The following is a 26,345-nucleotide window of genomic DNA, read 5'->3' on the forward strand; positions in this document are numbered from 1 at the left end:
AAATAAATCCGCATCAACTATAAAAAGTTGTTTGCGGATTGTTTTTTCTAATTCCTCATCACCGTTTTTAAGAATTAATTTATAGTTACGTACGAGAGGGTAAGAGTTACGTAATATGTACTTCTAGTAACTTTACACCTTTTGTTGTAAAGTCTATATGCTCTATAGTAGCTGGAATTAAAATAGTTTCACCTTTACTAAGTTCATACGTAGTATTAAAACATTGTAAACTAGTCTCTCCTTCTACACATATATATATCACAAATGATTTTATGGAGCTGAGATCTCTAGAGAAACTATCTTTTAGATGCAATGAGTTCGTTTTAAAGTATGGGCTAAAAATCAGTTTATTAACCTTATTAGTACAGGTTTCATAACCTGTTTCATAAGAGGCATAATGATTATAATCTATAGCGTCTAGCGCTAGATTGGTATGTAAATCTCTCTTTTTGCCAGTGGTCTTATCTATCCTGTCATAATCATAAATCCGGTAGGTGATATCTGAGGTTTGTTGTATTTCGGCAATTAATACTCCCTCACCTATAGCGTGTACACGTCCTGCAGGAATATAATAAGCGCTACCTTCTTTCACTTTTTCGGTGTTAAGAATTTCTGGGAGCGTGTTATTTTGTAGATGTTCTTGATAGATTTCTTGAGTGACTCTTTTATTAAATCCTACTATAAGTTCGGCCTTTTTTTCGGCCTGCATAACATACCACATCTCGTTTTTCCCATACGAGTTATGTCTTTGTCTTGCGAGGTCATCGTTAGGGTGAACTTGTATTGATAATGGACTTTTTGCATCTATAAATTTGATTAATAGCGGAAATGTTGAACCAAAGTTGTCATAAACACTTTGACCTACCAGCTCATCCTTATAAGTTTCTATGAGATCTTTTAAGGTTTTTCCGGATAATGGTCCTTCACTCACCTTAGTCTCGTTACCTGGCACACCAGACACTTCCCAAGATTCACCTATTGAGTTTTGATCATAGTTTTTATTGAGTTCAGTTTTTAACTTTTCACCTCCCCAAATACGATAGCTGTAAACGGGGGTGAATTTTAGGGGATAGAGTTTCATCTAAGTAAGTTTTTTGTTGCAAATGTGCTTGCTATATGTTGTAGATAGTATTCCGCTTTCGCGAAAGCGTCATTAAGATCTCTCGCTTTTTCCATTATAGAGGCTGCATATACAATCCCTATATGCTCTAGTTTAATTTTATCAAGATCAATTGCCCCACAGAAAGCGGCAACTTTATTGTTGTTTCTTTTTGCAGAAGTGATTACTCCTTGAATGGTCTTTCCAGAGAGTGTCTGGCTGTCTAATTTACCCTCACCAGTGATAATCCAGTCTGCATCTTTGATACGATTGTCAAAATCTGAAAGTGATTTTATAAGGTCTATACCGGGGCTAAGTTTACCATTTAAAAAAATCTTTGCGGCTATGCCCATACCACCAGCAGCACCTGCACCTTCTATACGTTGTGGGTTTATATTAGAATGGTTCTCTATAACTTGCGCTATATCCTTAAGTCCTTGGTCTAGCAAAGTGATATCATCTCGTGTTGCTCCCTTTTGGGCTGCATATATTTGTGCAGCACCGTTAGTGCCGTAAAGGGGGTTTTTCACATCACAGGCGATTTCAAAATTTACATTTGCAAGACCTGGGTGTATTGCACTAGCGTCTATTGTGACAACGCTAGAGAGATTTGCACCTATGGGATGTACTGTGTTTCCATTTTTGTCAAGAAACTGATATCCTAAAGCTGTAGCCATACCTATACCACAGTCATTTGTTGCACTACCGCCTATACCTAGTATAATTTTTGTAGCGCCTTTATTTATAGCATCTACAATCATCTCACCAGTGCCTAAGGTGGTTGCGTTTTTACAATCTAAATGCTGTTCTGACAGTAATTTTACTCCAGAGGCTTCTGCCATTTCTATAAAGGCTGTTTGAGTTTGTGGGGCATAAAGGTAAGTAGCTATTACTTTTTCAAAAAATGGATTACTTACAGCCACATCTATATGCTCACCTTTAAGATAATAATTTACAACCTCTATGGTACCATCTCCACCATCTGCCAGAGGAAGTTTTATAATATCAATATCTGTACAAACAGAATGTATCCCATCTATTACGGCATCACAAAACTGTAATCCTGTAAGGGAATTTTTGAACTTATCTGGTGCTAAAACTATCTTCACAATATCTCAAATTAGCTTAAAATACGTTGCATAGACATTGCAAGAATCACAATGACTATAAAATAGCTCAAGAGGATAATTACTTCCCTTTTTCCTGCTTTATAGAAGAAGACTTCAAGACCTTCTTTAAGCTCTCGTTTTATAATAAGACTTATACTGTAAGCTACTGCCATAGTAACGATACATCCTATAGCGTTCCACCAGAACCAGAATATAGCAGGGACATAAAGCCATAAATACATATTAAAGAGTACACCCGCTACAATACCTATGTTTGCGCCTAGGGCGTGTGTCTTTTTAGTTAATATAGCAAGTATAAATGCGGCAAGAATAGGTCCATAAAAGATGGAGCTTATTTTATTTATAACCTCTATTACAGTACCCTCTATACTACCTGCAAAAAAGGCAAAAAATAAACATACAAGCCCCCAGAATACCGAAAGTAAACGAGAGTTCATTACATATTGCTTATCTGTCATATTAGGTTTAAAACGTTTAATAAAATCCTCAAGAGTCACTGCAGATAGGGAGTTTACCGTAGAACTCAATGAAGACATAGCTGCAGACATAATTGCTACAATAAGAATACCTATAATACCATTAGGTAAATACTTGATGATAAAAACAGGCACCATCAAATCTGCTTTTTTACCTTCTAAAGAAGAGATGTTAGTTTGATACACACTATCTAAAAGTTCTTGAAAACCTGCGTCTTGTATAAGTAGGGTTCCTAGCACGAGACCCATTATACAATAGGTAAGTGTTATTGGGAATCTAAAGAGGCCATTTGCAAGTAGTAATTTCTTTATGGTAGGCATTCCTTTTGCAGAGAGAAGGCGCTGCGACTGTGTTTGATCTGTACCATAATATGAGGCATATAAAAAGAAACCTCCTATTACCATAGGCCAGAATCCAAATTCATCATTCTTATCTGCATTATCAAATCCCCACTTAGAAAAATCTACAGCGGTAAGCCTATCTTGATCTACATTAGTTAAGAAATTTTCAAAACCACCTAGCTCACTTATTCCATAAACAAGACACACTATAATACCAAAAAAGAGAATGCACATTTGTATCACATCTCCCCATATCACAGCCTTCATACCTCCTTGAAAAGAATATATCATCGTGATGACACCTATAATAAGCACAGAAATCCAGAAATCTATACCAATGGTGGCTTGTAAAATAAGCGCCATAGTATACACCATCACACCTGTCGCAACAGATCTACTTATCTGGAAAACAAAGCTAATGAGCAAACGTGAGGAGGCATCAAATCTTTTTTCTAGATACTCATAAACACTTACGATACCAGACTTATATAAAGACGGGATTATAGCTATAAGCAAGAACGCCATTGCAAGTGGCACCCCAAACTCATAAGTTAACCACTGTAAACCTCCACCATCTTTAAGCCCTACAAATGCCGGTGCCGAAATAAAACTTATGGCAGACAGCTGCGTAGCCATAGTCGATAAACTGAGCGGAAACCACCCCATAGACTGCCCTCCTAGAAAGTAATCTTTTGAGTTGTTATTTTCTTTAAAGAAATAGCCTATTCCTAAGAAACCGAGGAGATACACGACAATGATAATGTAATCTATATAATTCATTTCTTATGCTTTGATGATTAGTAGTTGTGATATTTACGCTTTCGCGAAAGCGTAATACTCCCTGTAAAATATTTAAAAGTAATGTATTAGACTTCTTATAAGAACCTACAGGGAGATACATACTTAGAATAAATGGGGGAACTTAGTATGTTTTACTCTTTGCTTAATAAATCTATTAATAGCGCTGCACTCCAAGAAAAGTCATTACCACCATAACCGCCGCTGCCGTCCGTATGCATTTCCTTTCTAGAGTCAAAATATTCATAAAAACCATTTTTTTCTATAAGAGCAATGGTATCTTCTTTTACGCGCGCTGCGATATCCTTGTATCCATAAGAGGTGAGACCTTTATAAAGCATCCAGTTGAGGTTCACCCATACTGGTCCTCTCCAGTACTTTTTTGGATTAAAGCGCTCACTAGTAGGATCAAATGATGCACATAGGTATTGACGGTCACCTCCAAATTTTTTCATCATAGTCTTCACCATTGTTTCTGCACGTTCTGGTGAAGGAATACCGGAAAACAAGGGAGCAAATGATGATGAGGATAGATAGGGTAGTGGCTTTTCATTACGTAAGTCGTAGTGAATGTATGCACCTACCTCTTTATCAAATAATTTGTTATCAAATGACTTTACAGCCTTGTCTTGCCATTTTTTGAGTTGTGCAATTTTATCATCGTTATCTCCTAGCAGTTCATACAGTTCAATAAGACATTTATTAGACTTTATAAGAACTGCATTAAAAAGAGGGTCTTGTACCAGAAAAGGAGACAGCTCTGCAATTTTTGCATCATCATAGTTATGTGCTTTTGCTATCTCAATGATGTGTAGGTAGTGGTCATACTCTCTTTTTGATGGTCTCTCAGAAGCATCTACGTGTGTAGTATCTCTCCTCTCAAAAGTATAATCTGGGGGATTCATTGTTTTCCAGATATCATCCCATATAGGTGAGTTATCTGTGCCAGACTCCCAGTTGTGATAAATGTAAACAAGGCCCTCGTCTTGAGGGTCACGTTTATTATAAAAGTATTCGTGATTGTGATATACCTTATCTATTACAGATTGTACAAAGGCTAGTGAGGCTTTTTTGTTATCACTGGTATCATAGAGTTCTTTAAGCACAAATCCTGTAACTGGCGGTTGGGTCATTCCAGTAGATTTATATTTTTTTGAAGATTGTGGGTGTAAACTTGATTTATGAAAATCTGCTCCTGGAAAATAGGTGTCTGTTTCGGTGTGAAAAATGATGTGAGGTATAAATCCATTATCCCACTGTGCATCTAGTAGTGTTTCTATTTCTTTTTCTGCCTTAGGCATATCAAAATGTGCAAAACCAATAGCAATCAAACCAGAGTCCCAAAACCATTGAAAAGGGTAGAGGTTTGCACAAGGAATACTAAAGGTATCTTTCCAGTTTTTATTTAATACATCAATCGCTCTTTGCTGTAATATTTTCATATAGTAAAATGATTAATAAGGACTCATTATCTACCTATTGTAAATAATGAGCCCTAACAAACTAATTAACAAGTAAATTAAAAATTAAAAGTAGCAGTCAAGAAAAGTCTGCGTGGTAGGATAGGTCTCCCGAAAAAGAACTCTCCATCTCCAGACTGCCCAGCAATACCTGCGCGAGGGTTACCCTCGGTGAGGCCACTGCTGTCAAAAAGATTAAACACAGACATACCAACTCTAAGGGAGTTGTCATCTTGTGTCTCAAAAGTATAACCAGCGCCAAGTCTTGCAATAGTTATCGCATCTAGCTCTACATTATTTGTGTCATCTGTAAACTTTGCTCCTGTATGATTTAGGCTAAAGTTTGCATCAAACTTTTTCTGACTGTAGTTAAGACCTAGACTTCCTAAAAATTTAGGTTGTCTCGCGATCTCATTACCTTCGTTTATAGTGGCACTGGTATTATCAACTAGATTCAGGGTTTCGTTTTGGGTAATTTCGTGATTTTGATATGTTGCCGTAGCATTTATACTAAAGGCGTCAGATAATCTGTAGTTACCTGTTGCTTCAAGACCTACAGTACGTGTGGTTTGCTCACTTCTGGCTTGGTCTACAAGTTGTCCTCCTACGATAGCTTGATCTATACGTATACGGTCACTTAAGTTTACATAATAACCGGCCACAGATCCAGAGAAGGCTGCTGTACCAAATTTTGCTCCAGCTTCTGCTTGTATAATTGTTTCTGCATCATAGTTAGTCTCTCTTATGCCTGGGGTAGGAGCAAAACCTCTTTGTTGAGGGAAGAAAAAACCTCTTGAGAAGTTTGCATACAAGTTTGTAGCCTCTGTAAGTTCATAAAGACCGGCAAGTGATACAGCCCAGTCTGTAGCATCTATTTCTCCTACGGCAAAGCTGCCATCTGCATATGATACATTCTGAAGATTATCTGTAAGTTCATCATTTTCATATACTTCAGAGGTAGCAATACCACCTCTTCTAAATGTTCCTGCAGTATTCTCAATACGTACACCTACATCAAAGCGCCATCTATCATAAACCATCTCATCTGTAAGATAAAAAGCAGTCCTGCTTTGATCTAAAAAGTTATTTGAGGTCATACCTATACGGTTGTATAAACCACCAGTAGAGTAGATGACATTGCTACCTCCAGCATCTGTGTAATTAAGGTTTACGAGACGAGGATCATTATTAAATTCAGACAGCACTCTGTATTGATAGTTTACATCCTCTGCTTCTGTTCTGGCAAGATATGTTCCTAATGTAAACGTGTGATTTCTATTTTCTGTTTTATAAACTAAGTTAGCCTCCCCAGAGTAGTCTGTCATAGGTCGTAAACGGTCTACGTGTAGATTTTCTACTACGAGGTCATTACCATCTATTTGTCCACCAGCCCCATTTTGATAAGTTGCATTAAAGCCAGTATTATCTGGAGCAACGGCTGCTACATAGTCGTTTAACGTAATTGGGTTTCCATAATCACCATTACCACCTACATAAAGAGCAAAGTTGTGCTCATAGTTTGCATATTTTGCTTTTGCATCAAACTGTAAGTTGTCAGAAAGATTATAATCAAAATCTGCCATAAGGTAGCCTCCACTTGTAAAAACACCATCATCTATAGGGCTTGTGTAAGCACCTCCTGGTGTACGGAAAGACGTATTTGCAAGGTCTCCTGCTAGTAACTGCTCTACAGGTTCACCATCGTTACCATTTATACGGTCTCTTGATCCTCCTTGCAGTGGGAGAGGTAAGTAAAACTGGGCTCTGTCGTTAATAAATTGTCCGTGCACAGTAAAAGATCCATTATCAAACTTCTTTTTAATATTTGCTCTAAACTGTACTCCACGCGTATCAAGACCTGTATCTATAGGACCGCTATCTTTTCTTATAAATCCCGTAAATGCATAAAATGTATTTGAGTCTTCACCACCTAGTTTTCCTCCGGTGTAAAAATCTGTTTTAAGACGACCCTCTGTACCGTATTCTAGATTTATGATGTTTTCATCATTTGTATCTCCTGTTTTACTAGTATAGTTAATAATACCAGCCACAGACCCTGCACCATATAAAACTGCAGCACCACCTCTAACAAACTCTACACCTTTAAAGCCTATATCTGGTCTTGCATACACATCGTGAGCAGATGAGTTAAGACCAAAGGTGCTCATAAGTGGCATACCGTCATATTGTAACGGGTTAAATACATACTGTCCTCCAGAGGGTAAACCTCTCACAAAGAGATTTGTTGCAGTCTCACCACCACCACCTTCTGCGGTAATACCTGGGACACCACGAAGGATATCTGCCTGACTGTTTGCAGATAACTTTGTGATCTCTTCTTGTTTTACAGAACTTATAGATAGAGGAGCCTGTTTTTGAGATCTAAAAGTAGATGATGCAGTAAGCACAACTTCATCTAGGGCATTACCATCTTGTAAGACAATATTATAACTAAGTGGGGATCCGTTTAATGTTATAGTTTCTGTAAATGTTTTATACCCAACATACGAAGTAAGAAGCGTTTGTGGGCCAGTAAGACTTGTAGAGAAAATAAAGTTTCCGTCAAAATCTGATACGGTACCTTCTGTAGTACCATCTATAGTCACATTTGCACCAGGTATAGGCATACCTGTATTATCCTTTACTGTTCCTGAAATTTCCGTTTGCGAGAAACTTACAACAGCGCTCATAGCGAGTAGTAAACTGAGTAGTATCTTTTTCATTATAAATGCGTTTAATTGATTTTCTATGTAAATATATTTTCATATTCATAAAAATGATGCTAATAATTTATCATATTTGTATGCAAACGATTGCGGTAACGTTTGCAACTTTAAATTTTAGTTAATTTTATGTTATGAAGAAAGAGGTAACTACCCTTAAGACTATTGCAAAAAAATTAAATATCTCAATATCAACCGTTTCTAGAGCACTTAATGATCATCCAGACATAAGTAAAGAAACAAAGGCAAAAGTACAGGAGCTTGCAAATGCGTTACACTACGTGCCTAATATTTTTGCAAAAGGTTTTAGAAAACATAAGTCTAATATTATAGGGGTTATTGTACCTACCATAACGCACTATTTTACAACTACCATAGTGAGGGGTATACTAGAAGAAGCTGCTGTAAAAGGATATCGTGTTATTATATCTGAGTCTAATAATGATGTTACCAGCCAGAATGAGATGCTCAATACAATGATACAATTTGGCGTAGATGGGATACTTGCCTCTCTTACAAAGATGACTCGCAACATAGATACTATATTACCCATCGCACATACAGTACCATTAATTCTATTTGATAAAGTCTCAGAAAAAATACCTTGTACTCAAATAACTATTAATGATGAGCAAGCCGCTTTTAATGCAGTAGAGCATCTTATTAATATAGGAAAGAGAAGAATAGCCATTATAAAAGAGGGTGAGTTTTCTTATACCTCACAGAAGCGTTACAAAGGATATATAAAAGCCCTAGAAGCTCATAATATTGCTGTAGACGATAAAATTATATTAAGTGTAGATGACATCTCTCTAACTCAAGGGAAGCGTATGACTAATATTTTATTAAGTCTCAAAAAAAGACCAGATGCTATTTTTGCCATAACAGATAGTGCCGCAATAGGGGTCATACAGACTCTTAATAAATCAAATATTAGAATCCCAGAGGAGATTGCCGTTGTGGGCTTCAGTAATTCAAAAAGCTCAAAAATAGTAGAGCCCAATCTCACGACTGTAAGTCAGCCTGGTAATTTGATAGGGAAGACTGCAGTATCATATCTTATTAGTGAGATAGAGAATGAGAGTGATACAGAAATGACCACTAGTAAAACCGTAGAGATTAACACGGAACTTATAGTAAGGGAATCTACATTAAAATTAAGCTAGCTTGCAAGTTTCTTTTTACGCTTTCGCGAAAGCGTACTACAAAAAACATCAATTATGACTATTTATAGTACATTAGTATGCCTTAATGATTTTTAAAATAGAGCAATTTCTCTAAATTGAAAATGGTCTAATAAATCACAAACACTCGTAATAATGGAGGACCTTCTTACTTTTTCTTTAACCGTATTTACCAGTTTTTTTGCGATTACAAACCCTATATCAAATATGACAATCTTCTTGTCACTTACAGATGGTGCCAGTAAAAAGGTAAAAAAGGATATTAATAAGAGAGCCACAATAGTGGCCTTTATTATTGTAGCTCTGTTTGTACTATTAGGTAAGTTTATTTTTGAATTATTTCACATAACAATTCCAGCTTTTAAAATTTTTGGAGGGATACTCGTTTTTCTTATAGGTTTTGATTTACTTCAGTCTAAGAAGTCTAGTGTAAAGCACCTCAAAACGGTAGATGTAGATGAAAATATTGCGATATCACCTCTAGCTATACCTATAATAGCGGGACCGGGTACCATTGTTACTGCGATGAACTCTGTTGCAGATGCGAGTTATATGCAAATAGGTCTTGTAATTTTAATTTTTGGGCTTATGTGCTTATTGACATATATCACATTTCGCGCAAGCGATTTTATCGTAAAAGTCTTAGGTAATAATGTGATCTCTGTGATAGGTAAGATTATGGGATTAATCATTGGTATAATAGGTACTGGGATGATAATAGAAGGGATTAAAATTTCGTTTAACTTATCATAAGTAAGCTCGTTCTAAACGTGAGTTGTGAGATATACTATAAATTAAACCTCAGACGTTGATATATTTGTAAATGATAAACCGCGTGCTCAAACATATACAAGAAAACAAGACAGCCTTTTTATAATCTCTAGAGATTATAAAAGGCCTCAGTTCTATAAAGAACCTATTAATTATACGACCATCCAATTATATTTTGAAGAGCCCATAGGTTTAACGAGCTGTTATTCTGAGCAGGATGGAAGTATTAATAAACTAGTAGCGCTGGGTAATCACTCTTATAAAAAGGTAAATGCCAAAGGCCTAGAAAACCTTTACTTCTATAAAGACGGGAGACTTATAAAAGCAAGTATAGACGGTGGGGTTATACAATTTGAACTCGTAGCTACAACTAAGATGTAAAAGTTCAATTATAAGAATGTGTAGAAATAAAAAAACCTTACAATCATTTGATTGTAAGGTTTTTGTGACCTCGACAGGATTCAAACCTGTAACCTCTTGAGCCGTAATCAAGTGCGCTATTCAGTTGCGCCACGAGGCCTTTTAGAAACAATAATTACTTATTTGTTTCGGGGTGCAAATATACAATCATTTTATTGTTATGCACAAGTAAAAGATAAAAAAAATGAGATTGTTTTTCTATACAAAAGTATAGTTGTCGTTCATTCAGTGTTTTACATCATAGATTAATTTAAGGCAGAAACTTTTATATATCTTAGTACTATAAATACTCGCTTTATCTATGCAAATTTCAGACTACATAAGAGACGTTCAAGACTTTCCTAAAGAAGGAATTATTTTTAAAGATATTACACCTTTGCTGGGAGATAAGACCGCTTTCGCGAAAGCGGAAGAAATTCTATACACACTAGTGCCAGAAGTAGCAATAGATGTAGTAGTAGGAATTGAAGCGAGAGGTTTCTTTTATGGACCACTACTTGCAAAAAGACTCAATGCTGGATTTGTACCCGTGCGCAAGCCTAATAAACTACCTTATACTACCATTAAGAAAGAATATGATCTCGAGTATGGTACAGATGTGCTAGAGATGCACAGTGACGCTATAAAGCCTGGAGATAAAGTGTTACTTCACGATGATGTACTCGCCACTGGTGGGACGGCTGCAGCGGTAGCTGCAATGATTGAGGAGCTAGGGGGAGAGGTAGTACAGTGTAATTTTATTATAGAACTCGATTTCTTAAATGGTAGAAGCAAGCTGCCAGGTAAACACGTTGCTGCTGCTATAACTTATTAAAAACTGTACTGAAGACTAAAGTTAGGGGTGATACCTAGCGACTTAACCGTGATTTTTTGAATTTCATCTTCACTGTTAATTAGATAATAAGTGTTGAGAATATTATTGTTGTCTAGTAAGTTCCAGACAGATGCTCCTACCTGTACGTCTTTATCAAAAAGTTGAAACTTGTATATAGCAGATATATCAAAACGTAAGAAGCTATCTGAGAGACTACTATTGGGTAAGTCATAAATAATTTCTCCATTTACAATGGGTTGTTCTTCTCGTGGTTGTGTAAGAGGTGTGCCTGTACGCCAGTTAAAACCTAAAGAAAATTTAAAATCATTAATGGTATACGTAGAGCCATAAGTGAGAGAGTGCCTTATATCTGTGTTATTAGGGAAGCGACTGCCATTATTTAAACTTTCAAAATCAAAATTATTTTTACTAAACGAGTAAGATAGCCAAGAGCCAAACTTATTAAACTGTTTATTTACTAAGAAGTCTATACCCATCACATCATATGAGCCTACCGCATTTGTAAATTGAAACTGATTTTGAAAGCCTTGACTACGAGAGGAAATTCCATCTACATTTTTTATGTAGCCTTCTAGGCTTAATAACCACTTGTTTTGAGTGTAATCAAGACTCACCGAGGCTTGTTTACTTTTTAAAACGGGTAGCGTGTCATCATTTGCAGCGACCCAGCGACTGCGTTGTAATCCCAAAAAGTCATTAGGTTGATCTATGATCTGAAAGATAGATTGACTTTTAAATTCACCTAAGGCGCTTAATTTAAAATAACTCAAAACTCGCTGGCTAAAGCGTACTCTAGGCTCTATAATAACCGTATTAAACGCATCTAGGTAATTACCTCTTACACCAGTAATAAATTGAGTTTCCTTAGAAGGTGATAAATATGAAAGCTCAGAGTATAGACTATGTGTGCGTATCACATCGCGGGTATTATTAAAGAAAACAGGTCTATTAGTCTGAGCGAGATTACGTGCGCCTACCTCTGTAAATTGATATCCATTGTTCCATATAAAGGAGTCACTTAGTTTACTGCTTAGCTGTAATTTTGACCCTATATCAAGTACCTCATTTTCTTGATCTAGTTGCTGGCCATTTTCTAAATTAAAATTACGTGCATTAAGATTATAGTTAGATAGATAAAGTGTAAAATCTGTAGTGTGCTTATCATTCCACTTTCTGGTATAAGCTAGTCGCACTCCATTATTACTTTGATTAATACCACTACGTTCATTAATGTCTAGTGCTTTGATAGTCTCATCATAACCTAATTTGTTGTAAATACTAGTGGCGCTTATTTTTAGATTGTCCTTTTCTGTGATATCGTAAATAAGGTTTGTGCTTACATCATAAAAGTAGAAGTTAAGGTCAGATACTTGTGAGTCTTTATCACTATTTACACTCAAGTCTGTGTCTTGAAAAATGCGATCTGTATAGCTGGTATATGTAGGGCTTTGTATAAAGTCTGTATTAGACCTTCTTGCAGAGAGTGAGAGGGTGATTTTTTTAGAAAGCGGTAAAGTTGTATAGCCTTTAAAATGGAGTAAGTTTGCACTTATACTCCCTTCATAATCTGTAGCAACCTTGTCATCTAGCTCGATATTTATAGTTCCAGATACACCATCTCCATATCGTGCACTTGTGCCATTTTTAATTACTTCTACACGTTTAGTTAGATAAGGGTTAAAAGCAGATATGAGACCAAAAAAATGTCCAGATTGATACATTTTTATACCATCCCATAAAATAAGATTTTGATCATTTGTACCACCTCTTATATTAACATTAGACACAGTTTCTTCTGTACTTATAATACCGGGTAATGCCTGTACCGTTTGTAAAACATCTGGTTCTATAATACCCGGTAGTATACCAAACTGTGCCGGTTTTATGCGTGTTACCCCAGATCTAGATTTTGAAATCCCGGTAGTAAGAAGGTTTGAGATGTAAATCTGGTCAAGCTCTTGGACCTCATTTATAATATTTTCTGTGATGACTATAAAACGTTCATTAAGAAAGTCAAAGCTTAAATCTGTGGTGTTCTCTATAAGAGATAGTGCTTGTGCTAGCGTACTATTATCTAGTAAATCCTTTGTATATACAGGAGCAACAATATGATCTGCATAAGAAAAGCTCACATTAAAGAGTGTCTCTATTTTGCTTAAAACTGTGGCTAGAGGAACGGTTGCTGTATTTTGTTCTTGAGATTTTAAATCAGAAAAAAATAAGCAACAAAGTAAGGTACAGCATATAAGTACTCCTTTTTTAGTCACGAGATAAAGTTACCTTATTTCCCTGTTTTTTATGGGATAAATTAAACGGTAAGCTTATTGACTTTAAGGCAATTTTCATATTGGTATGAGTAAAAGAACCTGTAAAGAGCACATTTTCAATCTCCTTGTCAACCTTTACAGATACATCATAGTGTCTTTCAAATTCTTTAAGCACTTCTTTAAGAGGTGTTTTTTCAAAAGAAGTTTCGTCACGTACCCAAGATGGTTGTAGTGTGGTAGATTGAGGTGTGTTACTTGAGATTTTTACGCTTTCGCGAAAGCGGTCTCCAGGTTTTAATATCACAGTTTTTGTTGCTGTCTCTACTTGTACAGAGCCTTCATAGCAATATACTTCAAAATATTGATCTCTTGTACGTACATTAAATTGTGTGCCTAGTACTGAGACGAGCCCATTAGGGGTTTCTACACTAAAAGTTGCGCCTTTAGCTACCAGAAAATATGCTTCACCATCTAGCGTTACGGCTCTGTTATCATCCCAAGTGGTTGGGTCATAATATAAAGTAGTCATTGCATTTACAGTAACTACAGAGTTATCTGGTAGGGTAATAACTTCTTTTTGGGCAATGTCTGTTTGTAGATTTACTGTTTTTTGAGTTGAGGTTGTTGCATAGTAAATACCAGCAAATAAGATGAGAACTGCTGCAATTTTAAGTAGCGGTTTTAAATATATTGTAACAGATTTTTTATCTGTATCTAATGTTTTTCTTAGTCTCTTGTACTCTCCGGGAGTATGATATACTGGCGGTTCTAGTTGCTTTGTGGTCTCTGCGATGCGCACGAGATCATCATAGTCTTCAAGACTTTTGAACGCCTGTAGCTCTGCTTCAGAAAGCTCGTTGTCTAGCCATTTTGATATTAATTGTTCTCTTTCCATAGTATTACCTGTGTATATAACAGTGTGCGTTAAGAAAGTCCTACTTAAGTTCTGTAATTTCTTTTTTAAGCTTTGCTAGCGCTCCATAAATACGCTTTTCGACTGCTTTTTTTGAGATGCCTAGCATCTCTGCAATTTCTTTGTGTTTTTTCCCTTCTATTCTGTTTAATAGAAATGCGCTACGTTGTGCTTCACTTAAATTTGCAATGGCCGCTTGTAGTCGTGCGTTGTACTCTTGTTCTTCTAGTACAAATTCTGGAGACTCATTAGTATAGCTTTGTGGCTTAGTTTGTCTAAACTTTAAAACTACCTTTTGATGTGCGTAAGCATTAAGTGTAAGGTTATTTGCGATGGTAAAGAGATAACTCTTTGCTTTGGCCTCGGGTACTTTTGAGCAATTTTCCCATAACTTCACAAATGCTTCTTGCACCTTATCCTCAGGGTTGTAGAGGCTTCCGTATTTGTAATATAAAAAGTTGAATAGGTTTTTAGAATGCGCGTTAAAGACCCTGTTATAAACAGTTTCTTTGCAAACACCTTCTTTATTTTTACTACTCATTGATACTGCAATATTAAATAAACACTTATAATTACTAAGGCAAGGTAGGAGTTTTTTAAATGTAGATGTTCTATAATTGTAATCACTCAAGCGATTACTTCATTATGATTTTTAAAAACCTGTCTTTACGTTATTACCTCGCTAGCCTATCGCTATTTATAGTGCTTATAGGCGCAGTGAGTTGTCAAGACGATTTATCTCAAGATGAGTCGCTTATAGAGGTGATAAACGAGGCAAATGCAAGTGCACAACTGTTACAGTTTATGCATAATGTGGCGCTTAATGATGGCTCTATAGATAATATTATAGACAGAGCGAGCTGCCTTGAGATGGTGTTGCCTATGACTATTGAGCTAGGCTCATCTACCTTTACCGTAGAGAATCAAGAAGATTTAATTACAGTAGAAGAACATCATTATGAGCACCCTGAAGATTCTATTACTATAAACTATCCTGTAGATGTGATTTTAATGAATCACGAAGTTGTTACTGCAACTTCACAAGATGAAATGGATGCCCTCGTAGAGACTTGTAGTGATCCTTCATTATCAGATATAGATATAGAATGTGTAGATTTTCAATATCCTATTACCTTCAACACATTTGATCCAGTATTTCAGGTTGCCGAAACTGTCACTGTAAGTAGCGATGCACAGCTACTAGGATTTATAACCTCTTACACAGGCAGTAGCAATGTAGTAGGAGTTGCATTTCCTATATCATTATTAAATCACGATGGTACCATCGTAGAGATTACAGACTATACAGCCCTAGAAGATGCTCTTGTTGAAGCGGTATCAAGTTGTGATGAGGATGATGGTGTAGACTTCGAGACGCAACAAGGCTGTCCAGAAGAGCAAATAGATCAATACCTGACGAGTTGTTACTGGCAAATCACATCATATAATGAGGAAAATACCTTAAGTAATTATACCTTTTTCTTTAGTTCAGAAGATGGTTATATGTTCTTTTATGATGTAAACACTTTTGTTGAGTCTACTTGGTCTACCTCACAGTCTGACTTAGGTGGTGTTCTCTCGTTTACAAGTATCCCAGTGCTTAGTCAAGAGTTACAAGGCGACTGGACAGTTACAGAGTGCAGCGCGACCACATTATTAATGCAACGAGGTGACGACACCCTAGTTTTTGAACGTAACTGTTTTAATGAACCACTAGATTGTTTTACAAGTGCCATACTGGGTGTGTGCGATAATGGTACTACAAATGAAGCTAGCCTAGATCTAGAAGCTGCTCTTTTAGGTTGTGATACCACAGAGGTAAATGTAGATTACTACATTTCTGAAGAAGATGCAATGGCAGAGATAAATGCTATTTCTAATCCAGAAACGTATGAGTTTACTGGTGATATAGTAATCTGGTCTCGTATAAGTTTACTTAGTGATCCTAGTACATATAAAATTATATTCTTAGACCTCACTGTGGTAGATTGTTGTGACAACCCACAATTGTTTCTTGAAGAGGCTATAATCTATATGCCTATGTCTGAGTATCCATTAGAACTTTTGAGCGGTTATTATAATGAGACTGCTCTTAATGACTGTGTGGTAGACAGAGATGGTAATGATCACTGTGCAATTGCTTTTGCACAAAATGATTTTACAATACCCGTGACAGATGATAATACACTGTTACAGGGAGACGCATTCTCTATAAGCATTTGGTTTAAAATGCAAAACGAAAACCCTGGAGATTACGAGGTGTTTTTTCAAAAAGGAACTTCTTCTGGAGAAGGGTTTCAACTAGGTGCATATGACCTTAACGCACCCATTTTTTCTAGTGGAAACTTTAGTATTTGGGATGAAGACTGGTCTAACGAGGTGGATGTTACTTGGACTAATACAGACTGGCATCACCTTGTGGTAACTGTAGATCAGAGTAATACGGTGAGACTTTACAGAGACGGTATTTTACGTAATGAAATTACAAACGCTGTACTAGATATAGGAAGTACAGCACTTAATGTATACACACTTGGACAGGGCTTTCAGGGTTATCTAGATGACCTTAGAGTGTATAATAGTACTTTAAATCCTACTGAAATCAGTCAGCTCTATGCACTAGAGGGTGATTGTTATACCTGTCTATAGAGCAGCTTAATTTTTAAGGTTATTAAGTTGTATAAAGGGCTATCTTCTCAGATAGCCCTTTATTTTATTATACTGTTGTGTTTTATGCTTTCGCGAAAGCGTAAGACGTATCGTATTTATAGCTAGTAGATTACTCATCGTCTTCTGTAGACTTTTCTACATTGCGTAATTTGTAGCTTTTTACGGCTCCTAGAAGACCTATTATGGAGAGTGCAAGTATCACACTCTCTACAGAGATAAGTGATAAAAGAGCACTTATCCCACCGGTTACGAGAAGTATAAGACCTATGATAGTATTACTTACAGAGACGTAGTTTGTTCTATCATCACCAGTGGCCATATCGATGACATAGGTTTTTCTTCCTTGACGCACGCCACTGTGTGCGATACCCAGTATAAAGAATGCAATAGGATATAACCATAGTTGCGTTTTAAGGTCATTGCCAAAAGAGATAATAAAAAATAGCACAAGCCCGCAAATTGAGGCAATAGTAATTGCATATGCCATTGTGTTTTTACTTGATTTATCTGCCATTTTACCCCAGTATGGTGAGCTTACAATTGACGCCAGCCCGTTAGATATGATGAGTAAACCTAGAAGGTAACTCGTGTCTTTTACATTAGTTTGTGCTGCTGTCACATAAAATGGAGCAGACAGGGCAGAGCATAATAAGAGTGACCTAGCGATTACAAAATCTCTTAGATGTGTATCTTCTTTGAGCAACTTAAAATTATCTATGATTCCATTGCGCTCGCTATCATCCTTGTTTACCGAGCTCGGAAACTCCTTTATTGAGGCATAAATGAATGATGCAATAATCCACATAGAGGCCGCAAAAAAGATTAGGTTAGTATAAAACTGTATGTTTTCTGTAGTTTTTGAAGTATAGGTGATATATAAACCCGCTATGAGCACGAGTATACCAGAAAAGGAAGAGGTGTACCCACCTAGTTTTCCTCTACGAGTTTTTGGTATGGCTTTACCCTTTATATCTTTAGAGCTTACCGAGGCTAGACTGCGCGCAAGACTAAATATCACTAAGCAAAGTATTATTAACCATCCCGCCACCTGTTTATCAAAATGTAAGGCCACAAGACCTATACCTGCGATGGAGAGGCCTTGTATAATAGATCCGGCTATCCATATATATTTACGTATGGGTTTTGTTTTAACATAATTTGAGATGGCTACTTGCGGGATAAGAGCACCAGACTCACGTATAGGAACTATAAGACTTATAAGGAACACAGGGGCGTTTACATAATTCATTAACCAGGTGAGTACAGTTTTTGGGTTACTGAGCGTGTCACCTAGTTTTGTAAAAGTGTGAGTCAAGAGTATGGCAAAAAAGTTTTTTGCAACGTGATCACACGCCTCATCTGTTATGCCTTTACATACACGGTCTTTACTTTCATTATTGAGGTAATCGTAAAGTTTATTAAATGTAGATGTGAGCATATAGTATGTCTAAGCAGGAGGGATGTTTCTTATACTGTCTCTAAATATACACCTATTTTACAAGGTGTTTACAAAGAATGATTGTTTAGAGTTGTGTATACGCTTTCGCGAAAGCGTAAAAAAAAAGAAGACCTTACGATCTTCTTTTCTTTAATTGTACTCTTACTACCGTTATCCCTATTAGTACGAGCAGTATGGTCGCCGCGGCTATTTTGCCAAAAATAAGCCATAGTAACCAGTAGGCTAGTAGCAGTGCACTAGCATAAAAAGAGACCGCTAGTAGCATTACAAGGTATAAAGCTATTGTCTTCATTTACTCGGTATGCTTATTTTGTTTTAGGCTCAAAAACTGGTAATAGCTTAGTTGATACTTCGCCAAAACCAATACGTGGGTAATCCTTAGACTTAGAGTAACCACGTATAATTACCGTATCATTATCTTCTATAAACTTGCGATCACCACCTTCTTTAAGTTTTACTGGTTTCTCACCTCTCCACGATAACTCAAGCATAGAACCGTATGAGTCTGGTGTAGATCCAGATAGTGTACCACTACCCATCATATCTCCAGCATTTACTGGGCAACCATTTACTGTGTGGTGTGCAAGCTGCTGGCTCATATTCCAGTACATATATTTAAAGTTAGACTTACACACGGTAGTCTCCTTCATACCTTCTGGCTGTAATGCCACCTCAAGGTTAATGTCAAAACTCTTTTTACCTTCAAACTTAAGATAAGGTAAAAGCTCTTTTTTAGGCGCTGGACTTTCTACTCTAAAAGGCTCAAGTGCATCTAGTGTGACAATCCACGGAGAGATAGATGAGGCAAAGTTTTTTGCAAGAAATGGTCCTAATGGCACATACTCCCATTTTTGAATATCACGTGCACTCCAGTCATTAAATAGTACAAGTCCAAAAATATTTTCTTCGGCATTTTCTGTAGAGATAGATTCTCCTAGATTATTTGCATCTGTTGTTATAAAAGCCATCTCAAGTTCAAAATCTATAAGTCTTGATGGGCCAAATATTGGGTTTGTCGCTCCATTAGGTAGCTTTTGTCCTTTTGGTCTGTGTACAGGTATTCCAGAAGGTATTACAGAAGAGCTACGACCGTGATATGCGACAGGTAGGTGAAGCCAGTTAGGCATAAGCGCGTTTTCTTCTCCACGGAACATTGTACCCACATTAGTCGCGTGCTCAATACTTGAGTAAAAATCTGTGTAATCACCTATCTGTACTGGAAGTTGCATTTCTACTTCATCCAGTTTAAAGATAACCACGTCACGATCTTTTGCATTGTCACGCAGTGCTGCGTTGCTTTCCTCAAAGATTTCAGAAATGCGATTACGTACGAGTCGCCACGTCTTGCGACCATCTGCAATAAAGTCATTAAGCGTGTCTTGTAAAAAGATATCATCTGTAAGAGGTATTCCTTTAAAGTACCCTAACTGATGTAGCGCGCCTAGATCTATCGCATAATCACCTATGCGTGTACCTATTGTAATTACATCATCACGAGTTAAGAACACCCCAAAAGGAATATTCTGTATGGGAAAGTCTGTATTCTTAGGCGTGTCAAGCCACGTTTTTCTAGAAGGATCGTTTGCAGATAGAGGCATTCTATATGTTTTAATAAGTTGTTTGTAAATCTCTTCCTCAAATATAGGATTTATAGCATTCTTAAAAAGAGTTTATAGTATTTTTGTATCACTTTAACAAACATCATAAATATGCAACGAGATACCGCCATTTTTGACCTAATACAAGAAGAAAAAGAACGCCAACTTAATGGCCTTGAGCTTATTGCTTCAGAAAATTTTGTAAGTGACCAGGTAATGGAAGCTGCAGGATCTGTACTAACTAACAAATATGCAGAAGGGTATCCTGGTAAGCGTTATTATGGTGGTTGTGAAGTAGTAGACGAGGTAGAGACACTTGCTATAGAGCGCGCAAAGGAACTTTTTGGAGCCGCCTATGCAAACGTACAGCCGCACTCAGGTTCTCAAGCAAATACGGCCGTTTTTCACGCTTGTTTAAAACCAGGAGATAAATTTTTAGGTTTTGACCTTGCTCACGGTGGTCACTTAACACACGGGTCGCCAGTAAACTTTTCTGGTCGTTTATATACACCAGTTTTTTATGGAGTAGATAAAGAGACAGGACTACTTAATTATGATAAAATACAAGAAATCGCGACTGTAGAGCAGCCTAAAATGATTATCGCAGGTGCCTCTGCATACTCACGTGAGATAGATTATAAACGCTTTCGCGAAATTGCTGACTCAGTAGGAGCTATCCTTCTTGCAGATGTTGCTCACCCAGCAGGTCTTATTGCAAAAGGAATTATAGCAGACCCTATACCACACTGTCACGTAGTAACAACTACTACACACAAAACCCTAAGAGGGCCACGCGGTGGAATGATACTTATGGGTGAAGATTTTGAAAACCCTTTTGGAATCACACTTAAGAGTGGAAAGAAGCGTATGATGTCTTCTCTACTTGATAGTGGTATCTTCCCAGGGAACCAAGGAGGACCATTAATGCACGTAATTGGAGCAAAGGCAATTGCCTTTGGAGAAGCACTTACAGATGAGTTTTTACACTATATGGTGCAGGTTAAGAAAAATGCAACTACACTAGCAGATGCACTTGTGCTTAAAGGGTATGATATTATATCTGGAGGTACAGATAACCATATGATGCTTATAGATCTACGCAACAAAGATGTAACAGGTAAAGCTGCCGAAGAAGCGCTAGGTAAGGCAGACATTACGGTAAACAAGAATATGGTGCCATTTGATGACAAGTCACCTTTTGTAACTTCTGGTATACGTATAGGTACTGCAGCAGTAACTACACGTGGTCTTGTAGAAAGTGATATGCACGAGATTGCAAACTTTATAGACAAGGCAATACAGCATCACGATAATGACGAGGTGCTAGAAAACGTTGCAAAGAGTGTAAACGAAATGATGGGCCACAGACCATTGTTTAAAGCCTAGTAAACACACACGTATATTTAAAAAGCCAGTAATTTTATTACTGGCTTTTTTATGTTTGCTTGTAACAAAAACTTAATAGTACAGACTTACTATAACAGATTAAAATTTATGAAACATATACATTATAACCAGAATAGTTGGTTTTGGGTAACCGTGCTGGTACTTTCTCTGCTATGTATACTCGCAGGCACCTTTGAGTTTTATAATTTTGAAAATCCTGGTATAAACAGGAAGATTGCTGCAGCTGGCTTCTTGCTACAGGTGATATACTTTTTTCGATATTTTATTTATAAGAATGATGTGCAGGTAACTAAAAATGTAATAATGATACGTCTCAATTCGTGGAATGGTAAACGCATATATTTTGACCACATCGCTAGTACAGATCTTACAGAAAGTACTCTTATAGTAACTAAAACCAATGGCGAGCAAATTACTTTTGATGCAAAAGGAATTCATCCAGAAGATTTGCAAAAATTAAACGAGCTTCTATTAAGTAAGTCAGAAAGCCACTTAAAAATAGGGTAAGGACCTATTTATGGGTTGTGAGTATGTAGGTTGTGTAAGTCTTTAAGGTTTTAAAACCAGTTTGATTAAAAACAGAAGCACCACAAACCCAATAAAACCAAGCAATACCCATTTACTTCCTTTGTATTGCTTTTTATGCAGGTTAAGATCTTTGCGATAACTCCATATAATGAGCGTTATGAAAGCAATCACAAAAAAAAGTACGAATATAACCTGACCAGTGCTAAACATTTGGAGTATTTTAGAAGTGTAAAAATACGTATGAGTACGCTTTCGCGAAAGCGTAATAAAACAAATTTAACTTATGAAAAATAAAATAGCAGCCGTAACCCTTTTTCACGACACTTATGGGCTGGATAAAAAGGCTTCACCTACGGCTCAACTCTCTAAAGCCAAAAATGAGTTACGTTATAACTTGATGAAGGAAGAAAATGAAGAGTATCTAGAAGCTGCAAATAATGGAGATCTTGTAGAGGTGGCAGATGCGCTAGGGGATATGCTGTATATTTTATGCGGGACTATTATAGAACACGGTATGCAAGATAAAATAGAGGAAGTTTTTAATGAGATACAGCGATCTAATATGAGTAAGCTGGGTGAAGATGGAAAGCCTATCTATAGAGCGGATGGTAAAGTGCTTAAAGGGCCTAACTATTTTAAGCCAGATATCGCGAGTATACTTAACAAGTAAATGTGTCATCCTAAAATAGGTTGACAGTTTTTAAATAATTAAATGAATCCTTCGAAGCTAGCTTCGAAGGATTTTTTGTTACGTATAAAGTTAGGTGTTTTGTAATTAAGGCTCAAGTGAGGTCTCTTGTTGTTATATGTTGTAATAGATTCCTTGATGAGCCGTTTTAATTCCTTTGCTGTATTACAGGTATGAATGAAGAACTCACCTTTTAAAATACCATTTATACGTTCTGCAAGTGCATTTTGATAGCAGTCATAGCCGTCTGTCATTGATGGTGTGATGTTACACTTTTCTAATTCGTTCTGATAGACAGAAGAACAGTACTGGAGTCCTCTATCAGAGTGATGTATTAATCTTTGAGAAGTGCTTCTTTTTTTTACAGCCATTTGCATAGCTTTCACTACATTTTCTGCACTCATATCATTACTTAGATGATACCCCATAATCTTCCTGCTAAAGGCATCTGTGACCAGAGAGAGGTAATGAGTTCTTTCTCTACTCTTGATGTAGGTGATGTCACTTACAAAATACTGTTCTGGTCTTGTGGCAACTATATTTTTCATTAGATTAGGGTGTTTTCTCAACCAATGTTTAGAATGAGTTGTTTTCGTATAGTTTTTCTTTGGTCTTACAAGCATTGACTCAGATCTGAGGTAATCGAAAAGTGCATCTCTACCTATTTTGATGCCTATTGCTTCAAATTCAGCCTTGAGTAGATAGTAAAGCTTTCGAGTTCCGAGCCTTGGCATTTCTTGATGCATTTTTAAAACCAAAGGTTTGATTTGAGTTAATTGGTGAGCTCTTTTCAAGGCACGCTTTTTGATTGATAAATAGCCTGTCTACTTATCCCAAAACAATCTACAGCAATGGGATAGACTCAGGCCTTGTTGCTGTTGGATTCGTCGGATTGTTTGGGTGAATACTTTTTTCTAATAGAAGTTCCATACTGCTGATCAGAGATATCGATCATCGTGTTGAGAACTTGGTTCTTCAACTTTTCGTCGGAGAGTTCTCGTTCTAAACGTTTAATTTTCTGAGCTGGAGTTTCTTTGGATTTGGGCATTTGATATTTGATTGGATTTGTCCAGTCTAAGGTACCGTGTTTGCGCAACCAAACCAAAACAGTGCTCCTTCCTTGAATACCATAAGCTTTTTGTGCCTGCTTATAAGTCATCTCGCCCTTTTCTATCTGTGATACTACAGCTAGTTTAAAGCCTAAATTATAATCGCGTTGACTACGCTTCTTCCTTGGTTTTTCTGAATGATTCATAAATAAGTCGAAATTGTGTCAACTTATTTCAGGACGGGACAAATCTTGAAAAAAAAGCATCAATTATTATTGATGCTTTTTTTTGGATTAGAATGTGTGTTCTTTAAAAAGGATTTTCTCAATATTCAGCATCTTGTTTTTTAATATAATCTAGTGTTTGCTTAATCCAATCTTCATTATAATCTAGTACAATGTCTGGTAGTATCCCTACATATTCATAATCTATATATTTATGAAAGTTCATATCTGTAGGGTAAATGGCAAATAGACCAGAGGGGCTTTCTAAGAGCTTACCATAATTAGATCCATAAGCTATCGCACCATAGGTGCGCATACCTAAGTGAGTTGTGTTTTTTAAACTTTTTAATTTGAGGGTAAATTGCTCACTATTACTTGCAGACCAGAAGTTGGTAATGACATAGACATTTGCTTTACTCTTTTTAAGTATTTTATAAAATGGATCAGAATATTTTGAGTTACCACCTCCATTGTTGCGTAAATCTATAATTATGTTTTGAGCCGTAATTTTTGATTTATGTGAATTGTAAAATGAAGTAAAAGCAGCTACATTTTCTTCACTATTAGAAAACGAGCCCATATATAGGTACTGTGTATTAGGCGAGATTTGTTTAAAATACCAATTTCCGCTTTCTTTGCTCACCTCCGCATATGGACTTGCATTTTCTTTTTTAAGATGCCATAGTGTACCATTGTGTAAATATAAAGCCCTTATGAATCTCAGTGCTCCTCCCGGTATATCACTAGTTATAATATCATACATACCCTCTCCATTGGGAATAATTGTGTAAGCAATTTGACCTGGGATCCATAAAGGCGACTGTGAGGCTAGTACCACACCGCTATAAAGGTTTCCATTCTTTACAACACCTATTGTAAATACACCTTCCCTCTGGTAAACGCCTTCTACACTTCTGTAAGGTGCTTTTTTAAGCTCCTTTTCAAGAGAAGTGAGCGATTCATCATACCTAGGGTGATTTGTAAACGATTTACTCTTACGGTATTGGTTTATATCTTTATCTGTTAGTAAGGTGCTAGCAGGTATACTCGGTTTTATATGCTTGATATGAGCGTGTTTATCCTTTACTTGAGAGAGTAATATATTAAGAGCTCTATAGCACTCTGCAATAAGCATACTCGTTGTTACCTCTTCACTTAATTCGTTTAAAGTTTGCTCATAGGCTTCTTTGAGGTCTCCTTTTATTTGCTTTTTAAAAGAAGTCATTTCTGTAATGTGAGAATCTATAAAAGCAAGCTCATCTTTACAATTACAGGTTTGTTGTGATTGCGCTTTCGCGAAAGCAAAAAAGACAAAGAATAATAAAAGAAAGTAGGAAATTGAGATTTTCATAACGCATTATTTAAAGAAGTTGAACAATTATTTGATGCAACAAATCTAAACTTGGTTATGTTTAAATCTCTTTATATAATAGGTCTTGGGGCGAAATGCCCTTAGTTTGTGGCGAAACTAAACGCCTCTTTTACCTGTGAGATATAGGTTTTTGAAACTGGAACAAAAATATCGTGTGTAAGTATAACTCCTAGCTTGTTATTTTGTGTTTTCAGAGAAGCAAAGTGGGCTCTGTTTATAAGATATGATCTATGTGTGCGCAGTAGTTGCGTATGTTCTTTTTCTAGTCGTGATAACCTAGCACGTACCAGTTGTTTTTTTAAAACACCTTGACTTTGATAATGGACTTCCACATAATTATCTGATGCTTCTAGTAAGATCAAATCAGACTCTAGAAGTCTTATACCCTCATAATTACCATCACCAGATATAAAAAGTTTAGAATTTTCTATTTTCTTATTTGCATACTTACCTAAGGCATATCTAGCGATAGCTACTATAGGAAATATGACGATTACGGCTGGTAAAAATATTGAGGTAAAGTAATAGCCTAGAGAGTATGGGTTAGGCTCATTAAAAACCACAACATATAGGTAAAAGCACCGCATAACGATAAATGTAATCGTTATAAACATTGAGAAAAACAGCAGCTCGCTTAATAGTGTCCATTGTTTATTTTTATGCTTGTAGAGACGCTTTTGCATAGGATAAATACCTAGATAACATATCGCGGCAAGCATACCATATAGCGGGAGATAAATGAGTTTTTCGCTTGTTTTAAATTGATTTACATCAAGCGGTTCTGTGAGAAAGAGAAATGCAAATACCCAAATAGCCAGCCCTAATGCAGTAAATAGATAGCTGCTAAATTTTTGGTCAAATGGATATTTTTGCAAGACTTTAATTTTGCTTCAATTTATGAAGTACATCATTACCAGTCAAGTGTCCTGTAA

The 26,345-nt window shown here is 36.5% G+C and carries 21 protein-coding genes, 1 tRNA gene and 1 pseudogene; 8 read left to right on the top strand and 15 right to left on the bottom strand.

Features of this window, described 5'->3' with window-relative positions; all coding sequences use genetic code 11:
* Positions 1-106: 106 nt before the first annotated feature.
* From I597_RS09280 to I597_RS09300, 5 genes are all read right to left on the bottom strand, one after another.
* Complete coding sequence (locus I597_RS09280; protein WP_035324981.1) at positions 107-1,081, bottom strand: type I phosphomannose isomerase catalytic subunit; 975 nt, start codon at positions 1,079-1,081, stop codon at positions 107-109.
* Positions 1,078-2,208 (bottom strand): glycerate kinase, encoded by a 1,131-nt coding sequence (locus I597_RS09285; RefSeq protein WP_035324980.1) that lies wholly within the window; start codon positions 2,206-2,208, stop codon positions 1,078-1,080. Before I597_RS09285 ends, I597_RS09280 begins: the two co-directional genes overlap by 4 nt.
* An 11-nt stretch (positions 2,209-2,219) precedes the next feature.
* The gene (locus I597_RS09290; protein WP_035324979.1) at positions 2,220-3,827 is read right to left on the bottom strand and encodes a sodium:solute symporter family protein; all 1,608 of its coding nucleotides are present in this window, start codon (positions 3,825-3,827) and stop codon (positions 2,220-2,222) included.
* A gap of 152 nt (positions 3,828-3,979) precedes the next feature.
* A complete protein-coding gene (locus I597_RS09295) occupies positions 3,980-5,287 on the bottom strand; it encodes an amylo-alpha-1,6-glucosidase (protein ID WP_035324978.1) in 1,308 nt (435 codons plus the stop codon).
* Positions 5,288-5,364: 77 nt separating this feature from the next.
* Positions 5,365-8,028 carry a TonB-dependent receptor domain-containing protein gene (locus I597_RS09300; RefSeq protein ID WP_035324977.1) on the bottom strand — a complete coding sequence of 888 codons (2,664 nt, stop codon included), beginning with the start codon at positions 8,026-8,028 and terminating at the stop codon, positions 5,365-5,367.
* 134 nt (positions 8,029-8,162) lie between these two features.
* Between I597_RS09300 and I597_RS09305 the strand changes: the two genes are divergently transcribed.
* The 3 genes from I597_RS09305 (at position 8,163) to I597_RS15150 (ending at position 10,364) form a co-directional block, all read left to right on the top strand.
* On the top strand, positions 8,163-9,194 hold the full coding sequence (locus tag I597_RS09305; protein WP_035324976.1) for a LacI family DNA-binding transcriptional regulator: 1,032 nt from the start codon (positions 8,163-8,165) through the stop codon (positions 9,192-9,194).
* A gap of 153 nt (positions 9,195-9,347) precedes the next feature.
* A complete protein-coding gene (locus I597_RS09310; RefSeq protein WP_035324975.1) occupies positions 9,348-9,965 on the top strand; it encodes a MarC family protein in 618 nt (205 codons plus the stop codon).
* A gap of 60 nt (positions 9,966-10,025) precedes the next feature.
* Positions 10,026-10,364 (top strand): DUF6134 family protein, encoded by a 339-nt coding sequence (locus tag I597_RS15150; protein WP_394357293.1) that lies wholly within the window; start codon positions 10,026-10,028, stop codon positions 10,362-10,364.
* Positions 10,365-10,429: 65 nt separating this feature from the next.
* Here the strand turns inward: I597_RS15150 and I597_RS09315 are convergent.
* A tRNA-Arg gene (locus I597_RS09315) sits at positions 10,430-10,503 on the bottom strand.
* A gap of 201 nt (positions 10,504-10,704) precedes the next feature.
* Here I597_RS09315 and I597_RS09320 point away from each other — a divergent pair.
* Entirely contained in the window at positions 10,705-11,217 is a 513-nt protein-coding gene (locus tag I597_RS09320) for an adenine phosphoribosyltransferase (RefSeq protein ID WP_035324974.1), read from the top strand.
* Here I597_RS09320 and I597_RS09325 read toward each other — a convergent pair.
* From I597_RS09325 to I597_RS09335, 3 genes are read right to left on the bottom strand one after another with little or no spacing between them, the layout of a single operon-like run.
* Positions 11,214-13,505, bottom strand: a complete 2,292-nt coding sequence (locus I597_RS09325) for a TonB-dependent receptor plug domain-containing protein (protein ID WP_035324973.1) — start codon at positions 13,503-13,505, stop codon at positions 11,214-11,216. The two genes, I597_RS09320 and I597_RS09325, sit on opposite strands and share 4 nt — an antisense overlap.
* Positions 13,498-14,400 (bottom strand): FecR family protein, encoded by a 903-nt coding sequence (locus I597_RS09330; protein ID WP_035324972.1) that lies wholly within the window; start codon positions 14,398-14,400, stop codon positions 13,498-13,500. The genes I597_RS09325 and I597_RS09330 overlap by 8 nt, the downstream gene beginning before the upstream one ends.
* Positions 14,401-14,440: 40 nt before the next feature.
* Positions 14,441-14,959, bottom strand: a complete 519-nt coding sequence (locus tag I597_RS09335) for an RNA polymerase sigma factor (RefSeq protein WP_021779299.1) — start codon at positions 14,957-14,959, stop codon at positions 14,441-14,443.
* 104 nt (positions 14,960-15,063) lie between these two features.
* Here I597_RS09335 and I597_RS09340 point away from each other — a divergent pair, with 104 nt between their 5' ends.
* Positions 15,064-17,067 (top strand): LamG domain-containing protein, encoded by a 2,004-nt coding sequence (locus tag I597_RS09340; protein WP_035324971.1) that lies wholly within the window; start codon positions 15,064-15,066, stop codon positions 17,065-17,067.
* Positions 17,068-17,197: 130 nt separating this feature from the next.
* Here the strand turns inward: I597_RS09340 and I597_RS09345 are convergent, their stop codons facing one another.
* From I597_RS09345 to fahA, 3 genes are all read right to left on the bottom strand, one after another.
* Entirely contained in the window at positions 17,198-18,526 is a 1,329-nt protein-coding gene (locus I597_RS09345; protein ID WP_035324970.1) for an MFS transporter, read from the bottom strand.
* Between the two features lie 133 nt (positions 18,527-18,659).
* Positions 18,660-18,839 (bottom strand): hypothetical protein, encoded by a 180-nt coding sequence (locus tag I597_RS09350; RefSeq protein ID WP_035324969.1) that lies wholly within the window; start codon positions 18,837-18,839, stop codon positions 18,660-18,662.
* Between the two features lie 13 nt (positions 18,840-18,852).
* On the bottom strand, positions 18,853-20,145 hold the full coding sequence (gene fahA, locus I597_RS09355) for a fumarylacetoacetase (RefSeq protein ID WP_035324968.1): 1,293 nt from the start codon (positions 20,143-20,145) through the stop codon (positions 18,853-18,855).
* Between the two features lie 111 nt (positions 20,146-20,256).
* Between fahA and glyA the strand changes: the two genes are divergently transcribed.
* The 3 genes from glyA (at position 20,257) to I597_RS09375 (ending at position 22,750) form a co-directional block, all read left to right on the top strand.
* Positions 20,257-21,531, top strand: a complete 1,275-nt coding sequence (gene glyA / locus I597_RS09360; protein WP_035324967.1) for a serine hydroxymethyltransferase — start codon at positions 20,257-20,259, stop codon at positions 21,529-21,531.
* A gap of 108 nt (positions 21,532-21,639) precedes the next feature.
* Positions 21,640-22,059 carry a hypothetical protein gene (locus I597_RS09365; RefSeq protein WP_035328672.1) on the top strand — a complete coding sequence of 140 codons (420 nt, stop codon included), beginning with the start codon at positions 21,640-21,642 and terminating at the stop codon, positions 22,057-22,059.
* Positions 22,060-22,363: 304 nt separating this feature from the next.
* Positions 22,364-22,750 (top strand): pyrophosphohydrolase domain-containing protein, encoded by a 387-nt coding sequence (locus I597_RS09375; RefSeq protein ID WP_035324966.1) that lies wholly within the window; start codon positions 22,364-22,366, stop codon positions 22,748-22,750.
* A gap of 38 nt (positions 22,751-22,788) precedes the next feature.
* On the opposite strand, the pseudogene I597_RS14800 reads toward I597_RS09375, so the two are convergent.
* The 3 genes and pseudogenes from I597_RS14800 to I597_RS09395 form a co-directional block, all read right to left on the bottom strand.
* A pseudogene (locus I597_RS14800) lies at positions 22,789-24,023 on the bottom strand (IS3 family transposase).
* Positions 24,024-24,141: 118 nt separating this feature from the next.
* Positions 24,142-25,392 (bottom strand): S41 family peptidase, encoded by a 1,251-nt coding sequence (locus I597_RS14805; RefSeq protein WP_052111708.1) that lies wholly within the window; start codon positions 25,390-25,392, stop codon positions 24,142-24,144.
* Between the two features lie 101 nt (positions 25,393-25,493).
* On the bottom strand, positions 25,494-26,288 hold the full coding sequence (locus I597_RS09395; protein ID WP_035324964.1) for a LytTR family DNA-binding domain-containing protein: 795 nt from the start codon (positions 26,286-26,288) through the stop codon (positions 25,494-25,496).
* Positions 26,289-26,345 lie beyond the last annotated feature (57 nt).

Source organism: Dokdonia donghaensis DSW-1 (assembly GCF_001653755.1).
Taxonomy (GTDB): Bacteria; Bacteroidota; Bacteroidia; order Flavobacteriales; family Flavobacteriaceae; genus Dokdonia; species Dokdonia donghaensis.